The sequence below is a fragment of the Desulfogranum japonicum DSM 18378 genome, assembly GCF_000429945.1.
In the GTDB taxonomy this organism is placed as follows: Bacteria; Desulfobacterota; Desulfobulbia; order Desulfobulbales; family Desulfobulbaceae; genus Desulfogranum; species Desulfogranum japonicum.
The window spans coordinates 37,719-60,469 of the sequence record NZ_AUCV01000018.1; the positions used below are offsets into that span (position 1 = coordinate 37,719).

Here is a 22,751-nt window from a genome sequence, read left to right on the forward strand (position 1 = left end):
GTTTTTTCAAGCAGTCGTCTCTTCTCTACTTTCCGCTACTATAACAAAGAAAGGTTAATTTACCGCTCTCTCAGACCAACGTTTTCGTTGGAATTAAGGATAGTTCGTAACTTTACCAAGAGTCGCTCTCTGGAAAAAGGCTTCTCTATAAAGTTTTGCCCGTCATCGAGCACTCCGTGCTGAGCGATGAGGTCGGCCGTATATCCTGACATATACATGCTTTTTAGATTAGGTCGAGAAGCCTTGATTTTATCAACAAGTACGCGCCCATTCATTTCCGGCATTACAACATCTGAAATGATTACATCAATTGTATAAGGATATTCCTCTGCAATGGTAAGGGCTTCGTGGGGGCTATTTGCCGCAAGGACAGTGTAGCCTGAATTTTCCAAATTTCTTTGGGTAATTGTCAGAATGGCGGGTTCGTCTTCCACCAGCAAGATTGTTTCCGCACCCTGATGCGATGACGACGAGAGCTCCTCAGACGATATAAAATGAACACTCTCTGCATGGTGCCGTGGTAGATATATTTGAAAAGTTGTCCCTTTTCCTTGGGCGCTGGTGACAGACACTGCGCCGTTGTTTTGTTTTACTATACCGTATACGGAAGCAAGCCCAAGACCGGTTCCCTGGCCTATGTCTTTGGTGGTAAAAAATGGCTCAAATATTTTATCGAGAGTTTCCTTACTCATGCCTGTCCCAGTGTCTTCCACAATGATTCGCACATATTCGCCTGGTACGAGATCAATCGGCTCATGGGTGCTTGCTTCTCCTATTGAAACATTTTCTGTTTCAATGGTGATGCTACCTATATCGGCAATAGCGGCTCTGGCGTTTACGCACAGATTGGCCAGAATTTGATCAATCTGACCAGGATCGATTTTCACAGACCAGAGGTTATCCCCGGGGTGCCAGATTAGATCAATATTTTCACCAATCAAATGTTTCAACATTTTTAATGTGGCTGCAATTGCAGCATTTAAATCTATCTCGCGTGGCGTAATTGTCTGCTTGCGCGCAAAGGCAAGAAGCTGCCTGGTTATGTCGGCAGACCGCTGGGCAGCCTTGCTTATTTCAAGCAGGTCTTCCTTGAGAGGATCTGTAGGGGATATTTTATCAAAAGCAATTTCCGTATAACCAATGATTACATTAAGCATATTGTTATAGTCATGGGCTATACCTCCAGCGAGCCTGCCAATAGATTCCAGTTTTTGTGCCTGATTCAGTTGATCAAACAACTTTTCCTGTTCCTGCTCTGCTTTTTTTAATTGACTGACATCTTCAGAAAAAATAATAACTCCGCCTATTTCTCCTTTGCGATCATACCATGGTCGAATTTCCCAATTAAGCCATTGAATCTCGCCAGTTGTTCGTTTCATCGGATCTGCTTTGCCAGACAATACTTCGCCACTTAGGGCCCGTTCGTGTATTGCCCGTAAATTTTCAGATAGTTCTGGAAACACATCATAGTGAGAACATCCAAGCAGGTTACCCTTATCTTCAAGCTGAAAATCACGCAACCAACGACGGCTGTAGTTGATATAGCGCATCTCGCTATCGAACATGGCGATGGCTACAGGGGCGTTCTCTATAAACAGGGAAAGCCTCTGCTCACTTTGCTTCAGGGTAAGTTCTGCTTCCTTTCGTTCGGTTATATCGGCAACTGTACCGACTAACTCGGTGGCCTGCCGGTCGGCTCCTTCACCGGAAAAATCTGCAAGTCCGTAAGCTTCAACCCATCGAACAGTACCATCGGAACGCGTAATACGATATTGGGCGTGAAAATTTTCAGGAGTAGATGGATTGAGTGCATGAGAGACCTTATCTAGCAATCCTGGAAGATCGTCTGGATGGATAAAAGTATTCAAGATCTCCTTGTTGAGCGCAGAATCTTTTTTAACACCAAATATTTCTCTATATCCCTCATCCCAGGTGGCAATATCCGTTACCGGGTTGTATTGCCACCAGCCAAGATTAGCCGCCTCAAAAGCGAGTCGACGCTGTTTGTCGAGAATGCGGAGGGCTGCTTCTGTTTCTTTTCGTTCGGTTATATCCTGGGCTGCACCCCATACCCCCACAATAGTGCCGTTGTCATCTTTTTCTGCTTCTCCTTTCACCCAGACCCAGCCATTACTCCCATCTCTACGCACCGTCTCCAGTTCAAATTCATAGGGAATTCCCAATGCAGCGGTTTGCTGAACCGCTGGGGCCAGTTTTTTCCAGCTTTCCTGGGTAAACAGCTTGTGATGTTCCTTATACGATGGCGGAGGAGAATCAGGATCATAGCCAAACATATGATAGAGTGCATCTGTCCAACTTACCTCATTTGTTTTGATCTCAAGGCGCCAGCTGCCAAGTCTCGCTATTTTTTGAGACTTTCTCACATCTTCCTGGCTTCTTTTTAACTCTTCTTCGGTGCTTTTCAATTCGGTAATGTCTGATCCGACCGCAAGTATTTCTGTTATATTCCCCCGGTCATCGAAGATTGCCTTATTGCTCCATGTCATCCACAACCGTTGACCGTTTCTACAGATATTTTCATTGACGTAATTGAGATATTTATTGTGATTGTCGACAATATCCTGGACAAGTTCAGTCAAGCTCTGGCCAAGGGAATCATGCTCAGGGACAAGTATACGGACATCTTTGCCGAGGATTTCTTCCTCCTGATAACCGAATAGCTGTTGGGCAAATTCGTTGAAAAAAGTGATGGTACCATCCACACGCCAACGAATGATTGCACTGTTGGCATTCTGTACAAGTTGCCGGTAGCGTTTTTCACTCTCTTCCAGTTGCGCCATTGCATCTACCAGTTCTTCGGATCTGGCACGTAATTGATCGTTAACCGTGAATAATTCCTCATTGCTGGCTTGAAGCTCTTCATTTGTAGTGCCCAGTTCCTCATTGGCAGCGTGAAGTTCTTCGTTTGACGCCTGCAGTTCTTCGTTAAGTGATTGGAGTTCTTCACTATTTGTTTCCAACTCTTCAATCACGTCCTGCAAATACTCTCGGGTGGCACTCAGCTCATATTCCAGTTCAGCGATTTTATTCTTTTCCTGTTCAGTTACCTCACCATCACTAGAGATAGGTTGACAGCTATTCCCGAGATTAAAAAATATCACCAAAAACTGTGGTGATGCTGCAGTGGGTACAGGCCCCACCTGAATTCGTACTGTTTTCGTACCATCATGGGATTTGAGCTGTATATTTTGGCTGGTGACTATCTGGCTTTCTTTTTTGGAGCGATTCAATAATGACTGAAGAGCAAGACGAATCTCCTTGCGAGCCATATTGATCGTATTGAAATTATCTCGAACGCTGCCTTCCGAAAATTTGAGATAACGGCTTACGTCACCTCGAAGAAAAAGGATATTACCATGTTCGTCAGTGAGAACACTGCTGCAATCTAACATGGCCAGCAGCGCAGAAGTAAATTCGCGCTCTTTCCATAACTCTGTCTTCTCCTGTTTCTGCAATATGGGCATTGCAGGTGTCAGTTGTGCAAGGCGGTGTCTCTGAAGCAGTGCAGGGAAAGAATTGTTAGCAGATTCCTTACGTTTAAAAATTTTCCATTTGCCATCAAGCGTCGAAAACAATTCAGGTTGCTTGTGAACTGATTCAGATTTCCCAAGAAACAGCAGGCCGTCAGGCTCCAGGCAGAAATGAAATAGAGAGAGAATTTTAGCCTGAAGATCACTCTCCAGGTAGATCAACATATTCCGGCAACTGATCATGTCCAGATGCAAAAAAGGAGTATCTCTAAGAAGATCCTGCTTTGCCGTGACGACCATATCCCGAAGCGGCCTATTGACAGAAACCATATTGTCACTTTGGGTGAAATAACGGTCAACCAAATTTTGTTCCAGATCAAGTATAGCCGCCAGTGGATATAATCCCTTTCTGGCCCATTGAACGCAGTGTTCATCGATATCAGTCGCAAAAATCTGAATTTTGTATTTATAGATATCTTCTCTGAGCAGCTCAGCAAGTACAATGGCCATTGAGTAGGCTTCTTCACCTGTCGAACAGGCAGGCACCCAGATTCGCACCGAGTCATTGGGTTTCTTATCCTGTATTCTTTCGCGCAAGGCTTCAGATAGCGCAGAAAAGGCCTGTTTATCTCGAAAAAAGCTGGTGACGGATATTAACAGGTCTTTTAACAATTCACTTAACTCCGCAGGATTTTCCTGGAGAAAATCCAGATATTCTCTCAGAGTATGAATTTTATTAAAAATTGCTCTGCGAGTAATCCGCCGATACATAGTGGTTGGTCGATATCTGGTAAAATCGGTATTGCCTTTTCGACTCAGTAAACGGAGAATATTCTGCAGGTCATGATGTTGTGAGTCCAGTGCGTAGGCATCTTTGAACCGCAGAGGTGATTTACTCAAAGATTCTAGAGTTGGACCAATTTCTTCAGGTAGAAGAGTCAGGTCAACATTGCCAGTTTGAATTGCGGCAATGGGCATGCCATCAAATTTAGCACTGTCTGAGGATTGGGCGATGGTTATTCCGCCGCTCGCTTTGATCGCTCGAATACCATGTGCTCCGTCACTGCCGGTGCCGGAGAGAACGATGCCTATTGCCCGACAATTTTGATCTTTAGCAAGAGACGTAAAAAAGTAATCTATAGATGGCTTAGGAGCGCCTTGCAGTCCTTCGATGAGATGGAGCTCGCTATCTTTGTAGGCAATATCTCTGCTCGGCGGTGAAATGTAAATTGTATTAGCTTTGATTTTGACTTTATCTTTGATATTTTCAACTGGCAAATCAGTCTGTTTTGCCAGTAACTCTCCAAGAATACTATGATAGTCGGGAGCAAGATGCTGAACGATAACATAGGTGAAATCCGTTTCTTTTGGCAGACCAGGGAGCAATCTCTGCATAGCCTCAAGGCCACCCGCAGAGGCTCCAATCCCCACAATGACAGGCTCTTTTCGTCGAGGGCTACCGCTTTCAGGATGGTTTGCATGCATATCATCATCAGCGTGCTGTGTCGATAAGTTTTCATGCAAGATATGATCAGAGTCATTCATTGGATTCTTTCCTCGTTTAGGTTGCATGAAAGCGCTACTGTTTAGTAAAATCTAACCAAAAACATAGGAGAAATACAACTCAATGTTGCTCCAGTAATTTCTTGTCACAGATAGACATGTAACTGACCACCGAGTCAACAATACTGATATTTCAATTGGTTACGAATTGCAACTGATCACAGGTGCTTCAGATTTGTGCAAGCGCGGTTTTTCGCAGATAAGCGAAAACTCCAATATCCGCTATATGTCTGCGGTAAAATGTATCCATGCCTCGGAGTCTACCCTTACCTGTGCAAAAAGCCTCATTTATGGACAGACACGAACTCAACGGGTACAATTCATGCCCAGGAAGGTGAGCCAATCACCGGGTAAAGAGAAGTCTCTGGAATCTTTATAGTAACATAAAGCTGTAACGTAACTATTCACAGGGGAACCGATAAATTTGAAACTCACCTGTATTTGTAACTGGTTACGGGGGCCTGAAATTTTCGCAATCAGGCTGACGCAGCGTATTGGATTATACGTAAGCCAGGCTGATCGCGGAAAGATCAGACGCACTGTGAGCAGTTACGTTGTAACAAAGTCTTGGAATATACCATCTGCCAACAGCTTGAAGTGTGATATCCTGTTGATAAGTGTAACTCATGTTTATCTGAAATGCTGCTAATGGTTTGTCTAACTTTCTGACAATTAAGCGCATCGACCTCTCGGAGGAAAGACATGCGGGCAAGATACTTTCTAGCTATGGCTATATGGGTTGCCTTGTTAACAAGCTCCTTCATTCTTTATTGGAGAGAGACTTACTCAACCGCATTACAGTTAGCTTCCCAGGTTGCAGATTCCCATTTCAACAAGGATCTTGCTTATCGACGATGGGCAACTCTGCATGGCGGGCTGTATGTGCCCCCAACGTCAGATTCTCCTCCCAATCCATATCTAGCTGAAATTACTGACAGAGATATAGAAACAACGGATGGAAAACAGCTTACACTTATAAACCCAGCCTATATGACACGTCAGGTCTTTGAATTGAGCCAGGAACAGTATGGAGTTCGTGCCCATATTACAAGCCTGCTACCACTTCGTCCTGAAAACAAACCTGACGACTGGGAAAAAAAGGCATTGTATGCCTTTGAATCTGGCGCAAAAGAGTTCTCCTCTCTAGAGTCCATCAATGGCAAACCGTATCTCCGATATATGCGGCCAATGATAACGGAAGCTGGGTGTCTAAAATGTCATGGGTATCAAAAGTACAAAGTAGGAGATGTTAGGGGAGGCATCAGCGTATCTGTGCTCTTTACTCCTTATCTGGAAAAGACCAAAAATCAGCAAAGGTTGACTCTACTTATTCATCTGGCAATTGGAAGTTTCGGTCTATTGGGCATTTGGTTATTTGGACATCTGGAATATAGCTCTCATGCATCATTACAAGAAAGTCAGCAACGTTTAAGTTTTGTCATGAAGGCCTCTGACATGGGGCCATGGGACTGGAATCTACTAACCGATGAGGTCCTTTTTTCTCCTGAATGGAAACGCCAAATTGGATATGAAGAAAACGAAATTTCCAACCAATACAAGGAATGGGAAAAACGTTTACATCCGGATGATCTCGAACGAGTGCTTTCCACGCTAAAAGCTCATTTTGAAGATAGTGAAAATGGTTATAACGTAATCTTCCGCCTTCGGCATAAAGATGGTTCATACCGATGGATCGAATCAAAAGGTATCACACTCAAAGATAAATCAGGCAAACCATATCGCATGCTGGGCTGTCATCTCGACATTACTGCTAAAAAAGAAAGAGAGGATGCGGTCCGCCAAACTGCTCTGGAATGGTCGGCTGCAACGGACGCCTCGAATGATGCACTCTATATTCTTGACATAGATCGCCATCTTCTGCGTGCTAACAAAGTATTTTATCAAATGATGGGGTGTAGCCCGGAAACCACCATCGGAAAACATATTGAAGAAATTATCCATCCTGCAGGTGAATCAACTCCTTGTGCGATTTGTCGCGCACAAAAAGAGCTCAGAGACACAATCCTCCGCATGGAACCTGATGACCCCAATAATCCAACTGGAAAACCGATTGAAGTAACACTTACAATTGTACGGGGTGAAAATGAATTACCCATAAGAATCTTTATGCGGATACAGGATCTCACCGAACAGCGAGAAGTTGAATATTCTTTGCGCAAGAGCCAGGAACAGTGGGAAAAAACCTTCAATGCAATTGATGATATTGTCACTATTCTAGATACTGACATGAAGATAGTTAAAATCAATCGAGCGGGATTTGAGGCTTTAGGTTTGTCCAGTAATGATATTATAGGGCGACATTGCCATGAACTTTTCGCAGATTTGAAAAAAGCTTGCCCGAAGTGTCCCATATTAAAAACCAAGCGTACTTTTGAACCATATTCCAAGGAAGTTACGCATGAAAAACTAGGAAAAACCTTCCTGGTTTCAGCTGCAGCTATTTTGGATACAGAGAAGAACCTGACACATATAGTCCATACGGCCAAAGACATAACCGAAAAGAAGAAGATCGAAGCCGAACTTCTTCAGGCCCAAAAAATGGAGGCAATAGGAACCCTGGCAGGTGGTATAGCACATGATTTCAACAATATTCTGACTTCCATCCTAGGCTATGCTGAGCTGGCCAAAAGCAGCGCACCCGTGAAGAGTGAACTATCGAAAGACATCGACCAGGTTTTGCGGGCAACTCAACGAGCAATAGATCTTGTACGTCATATCCTCTCTTTCAGTCGTAAGGCCGACTATTCATTGAAACCACTGGAGCCTCATTTAATAATTAAGGAGGCTCTCAAAATGATGCGAGCATCCATCCCATCTTCTATCAGAATACAAGAAGAAATAGATGACCACTGTGGATGGATCATGGCCGACCCCACCAGTATCCATCAAATTATCATTAATTTGTGTACGAATGCTCAACATGCGATGGAGAGAGAAAAAGGTATTCTGAGCATCAGACTATATCGACAGGCAGTTACCCAAGAAGATCTGAGAGGTGAACAGGATGGTTCTATCGGCCAATTTATTGTACTCGAAGTGAGTGACACTGGAAATGGAATTGAACCAAAAATTCTGGAGAGAATTTTTGATCCGTATTTCACGACAAAAGAAGATGGTAAGGGCACCGGGCTTGGTCTGGCTGTCATTCATGGCAAGGTAAAGGATTTTCAGGGTTTTATACGGGTGAAAAGTAAAGTTGGCCAAGGCAGCACTTTTTCAATGTATTTTCCAGCGTTAGAAAGTCACATAAATAACCAGATTCCAACTGCCCCTGAAGGACCTATTCCTAAAGGTACAGAAAGAGTTCTGGTCGTTGATGACGAAGAGGCCATTGCCAATTTGACAAAAGTGACGCTTGAAAAACTCGGCTACACTGTGACTGCCTTCACGAGTGGAATGGAGGCATTGAAAAAGCTACGTGAGAATGCAGATCAATTTGATGTTGTTATCACCGATCAAACGATGCCAGGCATGAATGGAGGCGAATTGGCAAAAGAAATTTTGAAGATCAGACCGGATATGCCTATTATCCTCTGCACAGGTTACAGCTCGATCCTTTCAAAAGAAGAAGCAATTGCAATAGGCATCAGGAAATATTTAAAGAAACCGCTACAGAGAAAAGAACTTGCTCAAGCATGCAGAGAACTCCTGGATAATACGGTGACGAACGTATAGAGCTTTCAGAGAATGCCCCTTTTTCCCAGCATGATGTTGTTTCACAAAAAAAGTGATCTCAGGTACTCCGATATATTACCCTATTCGCTTAACTGCTTCACCAGCTTACATATATTTTCAGCCGGTGTGGGAGGGCTGTAATAATAGCCCTGTACCTGGTCGCAATCAATAGCACGCAAGAATGCCAGTTGCTTTTCATCTTCAACACCTTCGGCAACCACCTTCAGATTTAAATGGTGTGCCATGGCTATAATGGCTTTAACAATCATGGCATCATTGACGTTGTTCACAACATTTGTAATGAAGGACATATTGATTTTTAGGGAATCCAAAGGCAATTTCTGTAGATAACTCAGAGATGAATACCCTGTTCCGAAATCATCAAGCGAAATCAGAACCCCCATTTCCTTCAGTTCATGGAGATAACTAATGGCTTTTTTCGGATTGAGCATAATAGCTGTCTCGGTGATTTCTATTTCAATGACTTCAGGATCGAGTTTGGATGTGTTTATAGCGTTTAAAACGGTTTTGACAAAATCTTTCTGCCCGAACTGTATACCGGACACATTGACGGCAATGCTGAACAAAGGCAGGCCCATATCCTGCCATTCCTTGGCCTGTCGACAAGCTTCTTCAAGGACGAATGAGCCCATTGGAACGATAAGACCGGTGGATTCTGCCAATGGAATGAAATCTCCGGGAGATACAATCGTGCCGTCTTTTTGGTGCCATCGGATCAGAGCTTCGACTCCAATTATATTATCTGTCTTCAAATCAATTTTAGGCTGATAGTACAGCTTGAATTCCTTTGATTTAATAGCTTTGTGAAGGCTTGCTTCAAGATCTAAATACTCGATAGAAGTTTTATTCATAATATCTGAATAAAATTCGAAAACAGTCCCTTTTTTCTGTTTGGCATAGTCCAGTGCCGTTTCGGTATTTTTTAACAAAATATCTACATCCTTCCCGTCGTCCGGAAAACGAGCGATTCCGATACTGGCAGAAAGGTAAACTTCGTGGCTATCAAGCCTGCAAACCTCTGAGAGACTGTTTACGATTCGTTTCAACACTTGGTTGATTTTGTTGACATCATCCACGTCATGGAGAAGAACCGCAAAAAGATCTCCCCCCATGCGAACGGCGAGTGATGCAGCCGTAGTTGCATTGAAGACAGGATCGCTTTTTCGCAAAGAATTCTTCAACCTATGGGAGACGATCTTCAAGCAATCGTCACCCCGTTGAGGCCCCAAGCTCTTATTGATTCTGCTGAAATTGTCCAAATCGATCAAAACAATTGCAAGCGTCTTCCGATATCGGTCTGCATATGAGATTGCTTTTTTTATAAATTCATAAAAAAAATCTCGATTGGGTAACATCGTGAGGCTGTCATAAAAGGACAGCATGTGCACTTTTGCTTCCGTTTTTTTTCGTTCTATTCCCAAAGCAATTTTATCTGCCACCGATGCGAGGGAATCCATGACCGTATCATTGAGAACATTTCTTGAAAACATGGCCATAACGCCTACAAGCTTGTCATCCACAATTAAAGGGTAACCGGCAAAAGCTACCATGCCTTCTTTTTTGGCCCACTCCTGATTGTTAACCCGAGGATCGCCTACCACGCTGTTGGTAAGATGAGGTTCTCGTTTCTGGGCAATTGAACCGATTTTAAGGTGACCTACAGGTATAAATTGATGCGCACCGACGATATGAGTATATAGTCCGGCACTTGCTTTTAGCTCCAGGATGTTTTGAACTTCATCATACACCCAGATCCTCGCGAAAGCGGCATCAAGGTATTTAACAAGTGACTCTGTGCAGGATTGGAGTAGATTCTGCAAATCCTGCGCTTGTATGAGAATGGCACTTATTTCTGAAGCAAGCAGGATTTGATGGGTTCTTTCTGTTACCTGTTCTTCCAGTCTTTGATTATGTAGCAAGATTTTATCGTGATATGATTTTAATTTAAGAGCACTGTTTATCCTTACAATCAGCTCGCCTTCACCCAGCGGCTTGTTGAGGATATCCGTTACGCCCATATCATAAGCGTCCAATTTTACGTTATCATCCATTAGGCTCGTCATTAAAATAAAGGGTATGGCTGCTGTTTGGTCATTTTTCTTTATTATTCGCAGTAGATCAAAACCACCTTTTTCGGGCATTTTGAAATCACAGACGATCGTATCAATATTGTTTTGTGATATTTTTTCAAGAGCATGATCTACACTTGTGGAAAAAAACAGCACCCACTCTTGCTTTTTTCTTCGAAGCATACGTTTGATGCTATTTAACAAGTTGGCATCATCATCAACAAAAAGAATATTTTTCATAAAGAGTACCTGCTCACAGCGCACCTGATCTTTCTTCGATAAGCCTGGCCTGGCCAGGTATGCCTCACACGCTGGGCCAGGATGGTTGCTAAGGGTCGCGGGAAACAATAACTATCCAATAATTAGTGGGATATCGTCTCGATAGCGATGTTATCTTGACAAGTGATACTATATTGAAAGCGAGTTAGGAGTCTGTTGGAAAATTGCTTTTTTTCTCAGCTTAAGGCATTTTCAAAAAATCAAGCACAGCCATGTCATTGATATTGCGAGCATCGACTTGCTGAATACAACACAAATATGGAAAAAAAGAGCTTTCTCCGACAGACTCCTAAGCATACATTTGGTTTATCACACCAAAAATCTAGAAAAAAGTGAATTTTCGAAAGAACCACTTTGTGTCCATGGAAAAGAGGAAAACAACTCATCTGAAAAGCCTATCGGAGAACCTATATACCCGTGATCAAATACGCAGCACCCGCTTAGAACCACTGAACCATAAGAATATTTTCACAGCTTGGCGAACGGTTACCTATATTTTCAGGATGCGTGACCACCTGAGTCAATACGATAAGAGATAGAGCAGCAGCTAATTCTTGTAGATGCATTTTTGCTGATATAGAATAATTCTGCAGTTAAGGGTCACGGAAAAAAGAAAATATCCCATCCTGCTTGTCTCTCAACTCGGTAACTTCGGCGTGTCAATGGCTCAATACGGCCAGTATGGAACCATTGACGCAACGACCTTACCAAACCGATATCCTACGCAATTTTTGGATATTTATTATTTTCCGCGCCCCCAAGTAAGATGTATGAGTTTGTACAGACGTGCAATACTATTCACAGATTCCAGACACGAAGGAAAAAGAAGGTGAAAATTTCGGATATATCAATCAAATGGAAAGTACTGCTGATCGTTCTCCTTGGAGCAGTTGTTGTAGCCACAATTCTCACGGTCGAGCGAGTAGCAGACATGCGCAACGATGCCGTAAGCAACATAGTGGATAAAAGCAAAGCCACTGTTCTTATGGCAGAGGCAACCAGGACAGAAATGGCAAAAAAGCTGGAACTTGGCCTGATTAAACCCTTTACTGAAATACCGGCAGATAAACTCATCGAAGCGGTACCGGTGGTTACAGCCATGCAGACCGCAGCGATAAATGCCAAACAATCTGGGTATACCTTTCGTGTGCCCAAGGTGCAACCACGAAATCCTGCAAATAAACCCACTCAAGCCGAGTTAGAGTACCTCCAGAATATCAAAAACAATAACCTGGATGACCTGGTAGTCATAACAAAAAACGAGGTCCGTTACCTGAAGCCCATAAAACTCACGCAGGACTGCCTTTTCTGCCATGGCGATCCACAAGGTGCAAAGGATCCCACCGGAGGGACCAAGGAAGGCTGGCAAGCAGGGGAAATACATGGGGCGTTTGAAATTATCAGCTCCCTTGACCAGGTCAACAAACAGATTAACAAAACCAAGCTGTCCATGATTGGCTGGACAATAGGTATCGTCGGGGTCATCGCAGCTTTTGCATGGTACCTGCTCCAATCATCAATTATCAGGCCACTTCAGCGAGTCTCTCAAAACATCAGTACTATTGCAGCAGGAGATCTTACCCAAGACATTCCCAAAAGAGGGAACGATGAAATCGGCCAGATGATTTCCAGTATAGACCATATGTCTACACAGCTCCGTTCTATGATACGAAACATAGCAGAATCATCGGCAACCCTCCATGAAGAAGCAAATCTCCTGGGAACGTCATCCGCAAACATAAAGCATGTTACCCAGGATTTGAATGATCGCTCAACCTCTGTTGCCGCTGCGGCAGAAGAGATGAGCGCCAACATGAACAGTGTGGCAGCAGCTACGGAAGAAGCCTCTACGAATATTTCCCTAGTCGCCACATCAACGGAAGAAATGGCTTCCACAATCAGAGAAATAGCTCAAAAAACTGAGCAAACCCAGACAATCACGCGCCGTGCGGTCAGTCAGGCAGAAACAGCTTCAAGCCATGTTGATCAGCTTGGGGCAGCTGCCACCGAAATCGGTGTGGTTACACAAACCATAACTGAAATCTCTGAACAGACTAATCTACTTGCGCTGAATGCCACCATTGAGGCCGCCAGAGCTGGGGAAGCAGGAAAAGGCTTTGCTGTAGTTGCCAATGAAATCAAGGAGTTGGCGAAACAGGCTGCAGATGCAACCCAGGAAATAAAAAACCGTATTAACGACATCCAAAGCCGAACCAATTCAACAGTGGTGGAAATCCAGGGAATCACCCAGGTTATTGATGAGGTCAACAGTATTGTAGTTATGGTTGCCTCGGCAGTGGAAGAACAGAACGTTACCACCAGTGAAATTGCAGAAAATATATCCCAGGCCACCATTGGCATTCAGGAAGTCACTGAAAATGTATCTCAAAGCTCAACAGTGGCTGTGGAAGTAGCCCATGACATCAGCAAGGTTAGCAGTGAAGCGGTTGAAATTGCGCAGCAATCACAGGCTCTCAGCGAGAGGGCACGTGAACTTGAAACACTCTCTGAACAATTGAAGTCAATGGTTCGTACCTTTACGATTTGATCGTAAATTCCCCCTAACACCTTTGGCAAATGCCGTCCGGGAAATATAGCATTTCCCGGACGGCATTTCACTGGGATTATATTAGAAGTTACAACATGTTAAGCAACTGAAGCTCAATAAATTTTCCTTTTCCCCAGTCCTGAACCTATCACATTAAAAGAGTTCTCCACAATGAAGAGAGCGTTGGGATCAAGGGTAAACACCCTCTCTTCCAATCTCTTTATCTGCAAATTATTGGTCACTGTCATCAGCATTTTCTTATCTTTGCCGGAATACGCCCCCTGGGCATTGATTATAGTAACCCCCTGTTTCAGCTCATTAATAATGATATCTGCAATGGCACGCCCATAGTCACTGAGAATATAGACAACCTTGCGCTGGTTAAAAAGGGTCAGTACGTATTCCATGGCTGTGGTAGAAATAAAGGTAAGGATTAGAGATGCCACAACCAGATCTATTTCGTAGAGAGTCAAGGTAAAGGAAAAGAGCAGCGCATTATAGAAAAAATAGAATTTGCCGATGCCAAGATTGAATTTCTGATTCAAAATAACAGCTACAATATCCAGCCCGCCTCCAGAGCCAACCGAGCGGAGAATAATCCCGCTGCCTGCGCCACAGATTATTCCTCCGACAATGGCTGCATACAACTGCTGTTGCACCTGAAGGTCATAGTGAATGCATTCAGATGCAAGTGTCACCACACCGACAGCGTACAGACTGTAAAGAAAAAACCTCCTGGAGACAAAAAGATATCCCATAATCATTACAGGAATATTCATTAACAGGTAGAGCATGCCAGGTGAAAGACAACTGGTCTGATAGGAAATGAGCAACGCCGTACCAAACAACCCACCCATGATAAAACTATGGTGAACGAGCACGGCTTTAGCGCCAAAGGCAAAAATTATCGACCCACTGGTGATCAGGATCAGATTCCAAATAATATTTTTGAAGGTCTCAGTGCTTACCATGAAATATCCATCCAACATAACTTCTCACAGTGCACCTGATCTTTCTACGATCAGCCCGGATTACGTTTGAAAAAATACGCTGCACCAGCCTACTGTGAAAAACTCAGGCACCCTGTAACCAGTTACAAATACAGGAAAGTTGTTGGATGGTAACTCCTCCTAGGGGGAGTTACCATCCAACAACATAGCCGAAAAGTTTGTGCAGGAAAAACTCCTGCTCTATTTCAATGATAGAAAGTATACTGTAACCATGTTCCCATTACCTAGAGCATTTATGCAATAATAATTTTCTTAAACAGAACATTTTAAGTAACTGCTCACAGACACTCCACGGAGTCTCCCGCTGATCGCTTCCCTCTTTGAACCATTGCGATTTCACGAAGAGATAGGCTAACGATGTCTACGTTTGCCTGCTCAAAATCGAGCTTGCACAAATATGAAACGCCTGTGGTCAGTTACAGTTCGGCAGAGAGTGAAACCAAGAAGATACAACCCCATGATGAGTTACCGTTTTACCTGGCAGTGGCCAGCGGATGGACAACCGTAGACAACAACATCCGTGAAGGAGTGTCCCCCATGTCTTCATCCCTGCTTCTGCCATGCCGTTTGAAAAACATGCACCTGCTTCCGGCGTAGTTGCAGGATGACATCACCCAGCCAGAAGACAGCAGCACCGAAAACTCCTCCGAAATGGGATTCGACAATGGGGATGCTGATATTACCGGGATGCAGGGAAGCAAACAGGACGTGTCCTGTATACATTTCATACCCCACTTTTCCAATCAGCACTGCCAGACTGGACAGGGACACTGCTAAAAGCGTAACAGCGGCTCCCGCATGTCTCCTCTGGACAATACCCTGCTCCAGCCAATCCCGAACCATCAGTAACATAAGCCCATGGGCAAGTCCAGACAAGCCGCAATACCCCACCTGGGAAATCAACGGCGAACAGGCTGTTGCCACGAGTAAACTTCCAAGCCAGCAACAAAGCAGTCCGGTTATCTTGCTGGCACAGGATACTCCTTTCCACTGCAGCCAGAGTATGGTTGTAGCCACTGCATCCATAATCAGATGATACCAGCTGACATGAACCAGGGGATGGGTGAACACTCGCCACCACTCTCCCTGCATCACCTTATCAATGGAGAAAATCAGTTCACTTGATCGACCGGGGACCAGGAGGTGCTGGTTACATACCAGCAACACCCCGATCCACATCAGCATGATCACATGGGAGAGACGCTGTCTTCGAAACATGGATCACACGCTCCTGTTGTACCCGCCGGAACGCCGTACAATCCATCCACATACCAGCAGCAGGACAATCATCCAGGGGCCCACCGGACCACTGCCAACTCCGGGAGAAGGTAATCCCTTAAACATGCCGCCTGATCCATCCTGGTCAGCACGATATGAACGTACCGGTTGTGCCTCCCTTGTTTCCATGGCCTGCCGTTCTCTCTGTACTCGTGCACTGTTTTTCCGTTCAAGCCCCAGATTTTCCATTTCCTGTTCATCCAACACCAGCATGGACGTGTAATCAGTAACCAGGGAGTATTCCTTGCCGATACCGACAATTTCCTGAACTAACGCATCGGTCTCTCCAATGTTACGGATAGTTTCCATATTCTGTTCAATTCTGGCCAGGGCCCACAGACGTTCAATCTCCGGATTGTCCGTATCACTGTCCGGAAGAATGGTCTCACATGTCCACTCCTGTTTCTCCCCGGAGACCTTGGCATCCAGGGTTATCTGCACAGGACCAGGGCTGGTGTATTTGCCGAACACGACAAGCTGCTGCCCCCGGTATAACGAACCAATATCCGTAGGAGTCAGGTCTGTCATCCCTCCTCCTTTGAAGTTGATATGTGCATCGTGGAGAGCCTGGTAAAACACCTTGTTTTTCGCCTGAAGTATTCGCCCATAAATATCATCCCGAGGGCTTATGTCCATGGCAAAACCTCCTGATGCCTTTGCCAGACCTTCGAGCAACGGCCTATTACTGCTGTTTCCCATAATAAACGTGAACAACCGCACATCCTGCTCATCCACAAGCTTGAGGAATTCTGCCTGAGCAGTAGGCCCGACATTTGCCACCCCGTCGGTAACCAGGACAATGGCTGTGGTACGCTCATCATCCATTCTGCGTAATCCGCTTTTCAAACCATCATACAAAGCTGTTCCACCCTCAGCAGTCACCCCTTTCAGCTGGGAGATCGTCTGCTGCACGTTTCCCTCACTGGCCTCGATGAACCCACTGGTCAATTCATGCACCCTGTTATTGAAAGTCACCACACGAAAACGATCAGCAGCAGACATTTTGCTTAACACCTTGCCGACACCATCAGCCAGGGTTGTTAGCTTGTCTCCTGACATGCTGCCAGATCGATCCAGTATAAATACCCAGTCAGTACCTTCGGTAATTTCAGCCAGGGAAGCTGCAGGGGTTATGGTGAGCATAAACGTACCAGCAGCAGCACCAGCCTGCCTGTAGGGAACCAGTTCCACCCTGCCGGGGACAGTATCGTCAAGTCGATAATAAAAAACTATGTCTTCAGAAAGCCTTGCCCCCTCTTTGGAATCTATCCGTGCATGATACACCGTTCCATTACCATGCTCTTCGCCGACGTCGACTGGCAGCTGTTCAACCAATGCCTGCTGCATATATCCAGGTAGACGGACGTCCTTTACAGGGTGCGCAGATTTGAATACCAGGTCAAAACTGAACTCCTCGTCCACCTGGTCATCCACACTCCAGAACGCCAGGCGCTCTTCATCCGTGCCACCTTCCTGCAGAGGGTAGACATACCGGCCAATATTCAAGTCAATTCGAAGCGGTTGGTAATAAACCAGCCGCACCCGGGTATCCTGCCCTGCCCTTACAGGATAAACTGCTACATCAAAGGTTTTATAGTCGTCTTTTTCAGCCAGAGCAGTGTCTTTCCCTGCACTTTTCTGCTGTTGATAGATATCCTGGGCTTTCTTTTTTTCCAGGACCTCGCCAATGACCTCCTTACCGTCTATCCATAGACTCAGCTCAGAAAGGCTTGCCTCTCTGGGCAAGGGAAAGGAATAGACAGCCTCCAAATCCTGTTCAGCCTGACTGGTGAAAATCTGGTCAACTTCTGTTCTGGCATACCCATTATTGAGCACTACAGATACGGCATGTTTTTTTATGGAAATCTGATCGGCCCCACCATTTTTAGGTTTAAGGAGACCAGCTGCCTGAGATTTTCCAAAAACCCCCAGGACCAGCACAATAATCAACCCTGTCATCAGGGCCGAGACCCACGAATTGTTTTTTGCATCACGTTGCATAGTACAACCTCCTTTTTGTATTGCTCATGTCTTCACAGACGGTTGTTGTACTTAAGGCAGCAATCATGCCATTTATTTACACAGCGTAACCCATTAATTTTAAATGATTTGCTCAAAAAAACACCTATGGACAAATTTATACCGGATGCATTTTACGATCAGGAGATGTACAATTTAGGAACAGGCAACATATACGTATTGAGCCATTGACGCGACGACGTTACCGAGTTGAGAGACAAGCAAGATTGGATACTTTATTTTTTCCGTGACCCTAAACACTGGAAAATACATGGAAGCACAGGAACGGGAACAGCTCAGCAAAATCAGAGACGCCATCTTTGCCAATCCTTTTGGTTCAAGACGCCTTGCCATAGATCTCTCCTTAACCGGATTATCAGCTTCAGATCCACTCCCGAAAATTACCGCCAAACTCACTGAAGATGTCAAAGCCATTGTTGATCGCATCGCTGCCAGACAACATAGCATTCGCAAGCCCTTAAACGATACAGATCTACAACTGTTTGCCTATGGAGCGCTCTTCTATATCTTTCACCTGTTTGTCCCCTGCTTTGACCAACACATTCAACAACAGGTTAAAGCAGGCGATGACTGCTGCCAGGTACCATTTGCCCGTGATGCCCTGGGGCTGCTACAATCCTATGGTTTTTCCGAAAAATTGTGCCTGCGCTACTTTGCACTCTTTTTTCAGATGCGAAGAGCTTATTTCTTTATCAACAAGATTGTAGGAAAAAGTGATTGTATTCAGCAACTTAGGAGGTCCCTGTGGCATAACATCTTTACCAGCGAAATACAGCTGTATGAACAGTACCTATGGAATCGCATGGATGATTTTTCCACCATGCTCCTCGGCCAGACCGGTACAGGGAAAGGTCTGGCAGCTGCAGCCATAGGCCGATCCGGATATATCCCCTTTAACTCCAGACATTCAAAATTCACAGAAAGCTTTACCCAGGCCTTTGTATCCATCAACCTGTCACAGTTTCCTGAACAGATCATTGAATCAGAACTGTTTGGCCACCAGAAAGGTGCTTTTACCGGTGCTGTGGACCAACACAAAGGAGTGTTCAGCCTTTGCAGTCCCTGTGGAGCCATTTTTCTCGATGAAATCGGTGACGTAACTCTACCGGTTCAGGTAAAGCTTCTGCGTGTTCTCCAGGAACGAACTTTTACTCCTGTGGGCAGTCATCAAGCGCAAAAATTTCCTGGACGGGTGATTGCTGCTACCAATCACTCCCTGGACAAGCTCAGGCAAGAAGGAAAGTTTCGAGATGATTTTTATTATCGCCTCTGTTCAGATGTCATTGAAGTACCGAGTCTGCGAATGCGTTTGGATCAAAATCCCAATGAGCTGGAAGAACTTCTGGATGTGGTCTTGAAACGAATATTTGGCGAAAAGCCTGATGAACTGGCTGCCAAGGTGTTGCAATACATCGGTAAACATCAGCCACCTCACTATAACTGGCCCGGCAACATCCGGGAACTGGAACAGTGTACCAGACAGATTATCCTTAACAACCGCTACCATTGGCAACACGCTTTACCAACCACGGAAGTGGAGCAGATAAACCACGGCTGCTCCCAAGGTTCCTTGAGTGCCCAGGAATTACTCTCTATGTATTGCAGGCTGCTATATAAACAACATGGCTCGTATGAAGCTGTAGGACGTATAAGCGAACTGGACAGAAGGACAGTAAAAAAATACATCCAGCTGGGAGAGGATCAACAGTAGCCAAGCGTTAATTCAGCGCAAGCTCAACCCAGTATCTCTCTAATTTTCTGAGAAAAACTCTGTCTGGAAAATGGTTTGCTCATAAAATGAATACCAGGTTCCAGTATACCATGGGGGGCCACCACTTCATCTGAATACCCCGAGATAAACAGTACTTTCAGTTGCGGTGAAGACTGCAGCAACATTTCTGTCATATCCCTGCCACTCATTCCCGGCATAACAACATCGGAAACCAACAAATCAATACGCCCTCCATACGATGCCACACGCTCCACTGCCTGCTCAGGACCAGATGCTTCAAGAACAGTGTATCCCAACTGTTGCAACATGGTTGAAGTCATACGAAGCACACCTGGTTCGTCCTCGACCAGGAGAATGGTTTCTGTTCCCGTATGCATGCTTCCTATTTCCAGCGTGCGCTGCTGCAACTGACCGGCATCGATATGTCGTGGTAAATATATGCTAACCGTACAGCCCTGCCCCGGTTCACTGCGAACCTCTATATGTCCCTTGTTCTGCTGTACAATACCGTACACCGTTGATAACCCCAGGCCGGTTCCTTTGCCAACCTCCTTGGTTGTGAAAAAGGGATCAAACAGGTTGTCGAGCACATGCGCATCCATACCACAACCGGTATCGTGCACAGAAATACAGACATATTCTCCAGGCTTTCCCCCTTTATGGAGTGTGCAGTAATCAGTATCTAAAAACACATTGGCGGTCTTAATTACAATCCTTCCTATCCCCTGAATGGCATCCCGGGCATTGGTACACAAGTTTGCCAGAATCTGATCAATCTGGGAAGGGTCGACCTTTACCTGCCATAAGCTAAAGCAGGGGCGCCAGACCAGGTCAATATCTTCACCAATCAGACGCCCGACCATACGAAGCATACCTTCAATGACTTCGTTTAAATCAAGCACTTTTGGCGCGATAGCCTGTTTTCTGGCAAAAGCCAGCAACTGCCGTGTCAGATTAATGGAATTTTCAGAAGCTTTCAAAATTTCTTCAAGACTCTCCGTGAGAATCGATCCTGGCTCAATATCTTCAATCATCAGCTCGGCATTACCATATATAACACTCAACATATTATTGAAATCATGTGCAATCCCCCCAGCCAGACGTCCCACAGACTCCATCCGTTGAGCCTGAAGGAGTTGCGACTGTAACAGCTTCTGTTCTTTTTCCGAGGTATTGAGGTCACGTATCAATTTTGCCTGCTGAATATTTTGATACGCCAGGGTAGAAAGATAGTTGGCCATGGTACACAATACTCTGGAAACATGCCCGAACTGCTCCCTGCTCATACAGGGAACGTCATTGAATATTGCAGCAGCCAGCTCTTCATCCTCACCTATTTGCCTGGCATATTCCCTGATTTGCTCTTCTGTCTGATCTTCATCACGGACCTGGCCGATCAACCAGGATGCAAGATGTTTTCCTTCGACAACGATTGCAGCCCCGGCATTCAGGAAACCAGCACCCTGGCATGGTTGTACAATTGGTCCCTCAATGCTCATCTTTCCGGTCTCTGCATCGGATTGCCTGCAACGAACCTCACCAAGTTGACTTTGCCGTGCAATCTCTGTACAAAACCGTGTAAAATTTCCAGGCTGGGTAATGGGACTGCCGTCAGGGTGAGTGATAAGGGTGGCAACGCCTGTTGCCTTTGCAAACTCGTCCTGCAATTTCTGGATATCATCAATATTAAACAGATCTTCAAATTCTATCTCTTTGGAGCTCTCCAATGGCCGGGTCAAAGCAATAATTCGCTTTTCCAGAGCTTCCTCAAGACTGCGACGAGCTGTAATATCTTCAAAAATGCCCATTAACCCGAATGCGTTGCCGTTCTCATCAAAAAGAGGAGCAACGGAACCTTCGATCCAGATTTGCCTGCCGTCTGCATGACGAACCGACTCAAGAATATGTCGCTTAACGGATTTCCCTTCCAACACATCCTGGTCATGTTGTAAATATTTTGCGATGTCTTCCCTATCCCAGGGCAGTTCATAATCGGTTAAACCTACAACCTGTTCAGGATCCTCCAGCCCGGCTATGCCTGCAAAAACACGATTGCATCCCAAATACCTGCCCTGCCCGTCTTTCCAGAAAATGGACAAGGGCACAGTGTCAATCAGCATATTGAGCATATCCCGACTTTGAGAAAGCTCTGCACAGGATTTCTTCCTGTTCGATATATCACGGAGGTACCCGTCATAGTGGGTAACCGCTCCACTTGAGTCACGAATCACCCTGGTAAAATCGTGAACCCAGATAATGCAGCCCTCTTTTGTTCGAATTCTGTATTCCTGTTCAAACGAGTCCCTGCCTTCTTTGCTGTACTGTTCAACCTCGCTGTGTATACGTACAAGATCGTCTTCATGAATGATGTCGCTGAACACCTTTGATCCGGCACTGAAATCACCGGAAGTATAACCAAGCTGCCCGATATTGGCTGAAACCCATTCCACCGGCCATCCTGGAGCATTCAGCCACTGAAACATGACCACCGGTCCGGCCATAAACAATTGCTTTTCTCTCAACAGTTCGGCCTCTACGGCCCTCCGCCGTTCCACCTCTATTTCCAGAGCATCAAGTGCCTTGATATGGGACAACTCCACCAGGCTTGAACCGCTGAGCTTTTCAAGCTCAAACATCGCCCCCCGTTGATTACCGTGTGCAAAAGGAGTTACAGAGACAACCATATGATACCGCTTTCCTGCCCGGTTCAGTATGGTGGAATGATGGGATACCTTCTGTGCACCCTCGTTGATGGCTGTTTTGACCGGGCAGTGTTCCCGGCAATTCTTTTCCTGAGTGCCGAAAACATCCCAGCACTTCTTATGCAGGGCTTCTCCCATGGTATAACCAGATATCTCTTCAGCAGCGGCATTCAGATATACGAGATTCATATCCTTATCTGTCATATATACAGCTGTCTGTAGCTTATTGAGAATTTCTCTGCTCCAGTTTTTCATCATATTACCCGGGAAGACAATATAGTGTTTTATACAGCAGTGGATGACTTTCCACTCATCGAACCCA

General features: G+C 45.1%; 9 protein-coding genes. 3 read left to right on the top strand and 6 right to left on the bottom strand.

Translation table 11 applies throughout. From position 1 onward, the window contains the following. Positions 1–59 precede the first annotated feature (59 nt). Positions 60–5,036: a PAS domain S-box protein gene (locus G493_RS32025; RefSeq protein ID WP_051309182.1), complete on the bottom strand. Its 4,977-nt coding sequence runs from the start codon at positions 5,034–5,036 to the stop codon at positions 60–62. Positions 5,037–5,780: 744 nt separating this feature from the next. Between G493_RS32025 and G493_RS32030 the strand changes: the two genes are divergently transcribed. Further along, a complete protein-coding gene (locus G493_RS32030; protein WP_051309183.1) occupies positions 5,781–8,750 on the top strand; it encodes a hybrid sensor histidine kinase/response regulator in 2,970 nt (989 codons plus the stop codon). 80 nt (positions 8,751–8,830) lie between these two features. Here G493_RS32030 and G493_RS32035 read toward each other — a convergent pair whose 3' ends face one another. After that, positions 8,831–11,080, bottom strand: coding sequence for a two-component system response regulator (locus G493_RS32035; protein ID WP_051309184.1), 2,250 nt, complete (start codon positions 11,078–11,080; stop codon positions 8,831–8,833). Between the two features lie 868 nt (positions 11,081–11,948). Between G493_RS32035 and G493_RS0109685 the strand changes: the two genes are divergently transcribed. Next, positions 11,949–13,667 (top strand): methyl-accepting chemotaxis protein, encoded by a 1,719-nt coding sequence (locus G493_RS0109685; protein WP_028580211.1) that lies wholly within the window; start codon positions 11,949–11,951, stop codon positions 13,665–13,667. 113 nt (positions 13,668–13,780) lie between these two features. Here the strand turns inward: G493_RS0109685 and G493_RS0109690 are convergent, their stop codons facing one another. The 3 genes from G493_RS0109690 to G493_RS0109700 all read right to left on the bottom strand — a co-directional run bounded on the left by G493_RS0109690 (position 13,781) and on the right by G493_RS0109700 (position 17,956). Further along, entirely contained in the window at positions 13,781–14,638 is an 858-nt protein-coding gene (locus G493_RS0109690) for a YitT family protein (RefSeq protein ID WP_028580212.1), read from the bottom strand. Positions 14,639–15,220: 582 nt separating this feature from the next. Then, a complete protein-coding gene (locus G493_RS0109695) occupies positions 15,221–15,895 on the bottom strand; it encodes a rhomboid family intramembrane serine protease (RefSeq protein ID WP_028580213.1) in 675 nt (224 codons plus the stop codon). A 3-nt stretch (positions 15,896–15,898) separates the two neighbouring features. After that, positions 15,899–17,956 (bottom strand): VIT domain-containing protein, encoded by a 2,058-nt coding sequence (locus G493_RS0109700; RefSeq protein ID WP_028580214.1) that lies wholly within the window; start codon positions 17,954–17,956, stop codon positions 15,899–15,901. Positions 17,957–18,245: 289 nt separating this feature from the next. Between G493_RS0109700 and G493_RS0109705 the strand changes: the two genes are divergently transcribed. Continuing rightward, a complete protein-coding gene (locus G493_RS0109705) occupies positions 18,246–19,706 on the top strand; it encodes a sigma 54-interacting transcriptional regulator (protein WP_035274136.1) in 1,461 nt (486 codons plus the stop codon). Positions 19,707–19,729: 23 nt separating this feature from the next. Here the strand turns inward: G493_RS0109705 and G493_RS32040 are convergent, their stop codons facing one another. Then, complete coding sequence (locus tag G493_RS32040) at positions 19,730–22,687, bottom strand: PocR ligand-binding domain-containing protein (protein ID WP_084813510.1); 2,958 nt, start codon at positions 22,685–22,687, stop codon at positions 19,730–19,732. Positions 22,688–22,751: the final 64 nt, after the last annotated feature.

Coding starts and splice junctions, on each gene's coding strand:
- G493_RS0109700 (WP_028580214.1), bottom strand. CDS start 17,956: ATGCAACGTGATGCAAAAAACAATTCGTGGGTCTCGGCCCTGATGACA.
- G493_RS32035 (WP_051309184.1), bottom strand. CDS start 11,080: ATGAAAAATATTCTTTTTGTTGATGATGATGCCAACTTGTTAAATAGC.
- G493_RS32040 (WP_084813510.1), bottom strand. CDS start 22,687: ATGATGAAAAACTGGAGCAGAGAAATTCTCAATAAGCTACAGACAGCT.
- G493_RS0109705 (WP_035274136.1), top strand. CDS start 18,246: ATGGAAGCACAGGAACGGGAACAGCTCAGCAAAATCAGAGACGCCATC.
- G493_RS32025 (WP_051309182.1), bottom strand. CDS start 5,036: ATGAATGACTCTGATCATATCTTGCATGAAAACTTATCGACACAGCAC.
- G493_RS0109695 (WP_028580213.1), bottom strand. CDS start 15,895: ATGTTTCGAAGACAGCGTCTCTCCCATGTGATCATGCTGATGTGGATC.
- G493_RS32030 (WP_051309183.1), top strand. CDS start 5,781: ATGGCTATATGGGTTGCCTTGTTAACAAGCTCCTTCATTCTTTATTGG.
- G493_RS0109690 (WP_028580212.1), bottom strand. CDS start 14,638: ATGGTAAGCACTGAGACCTTCAAAAATATTATTTGGAATCTGATCCTG.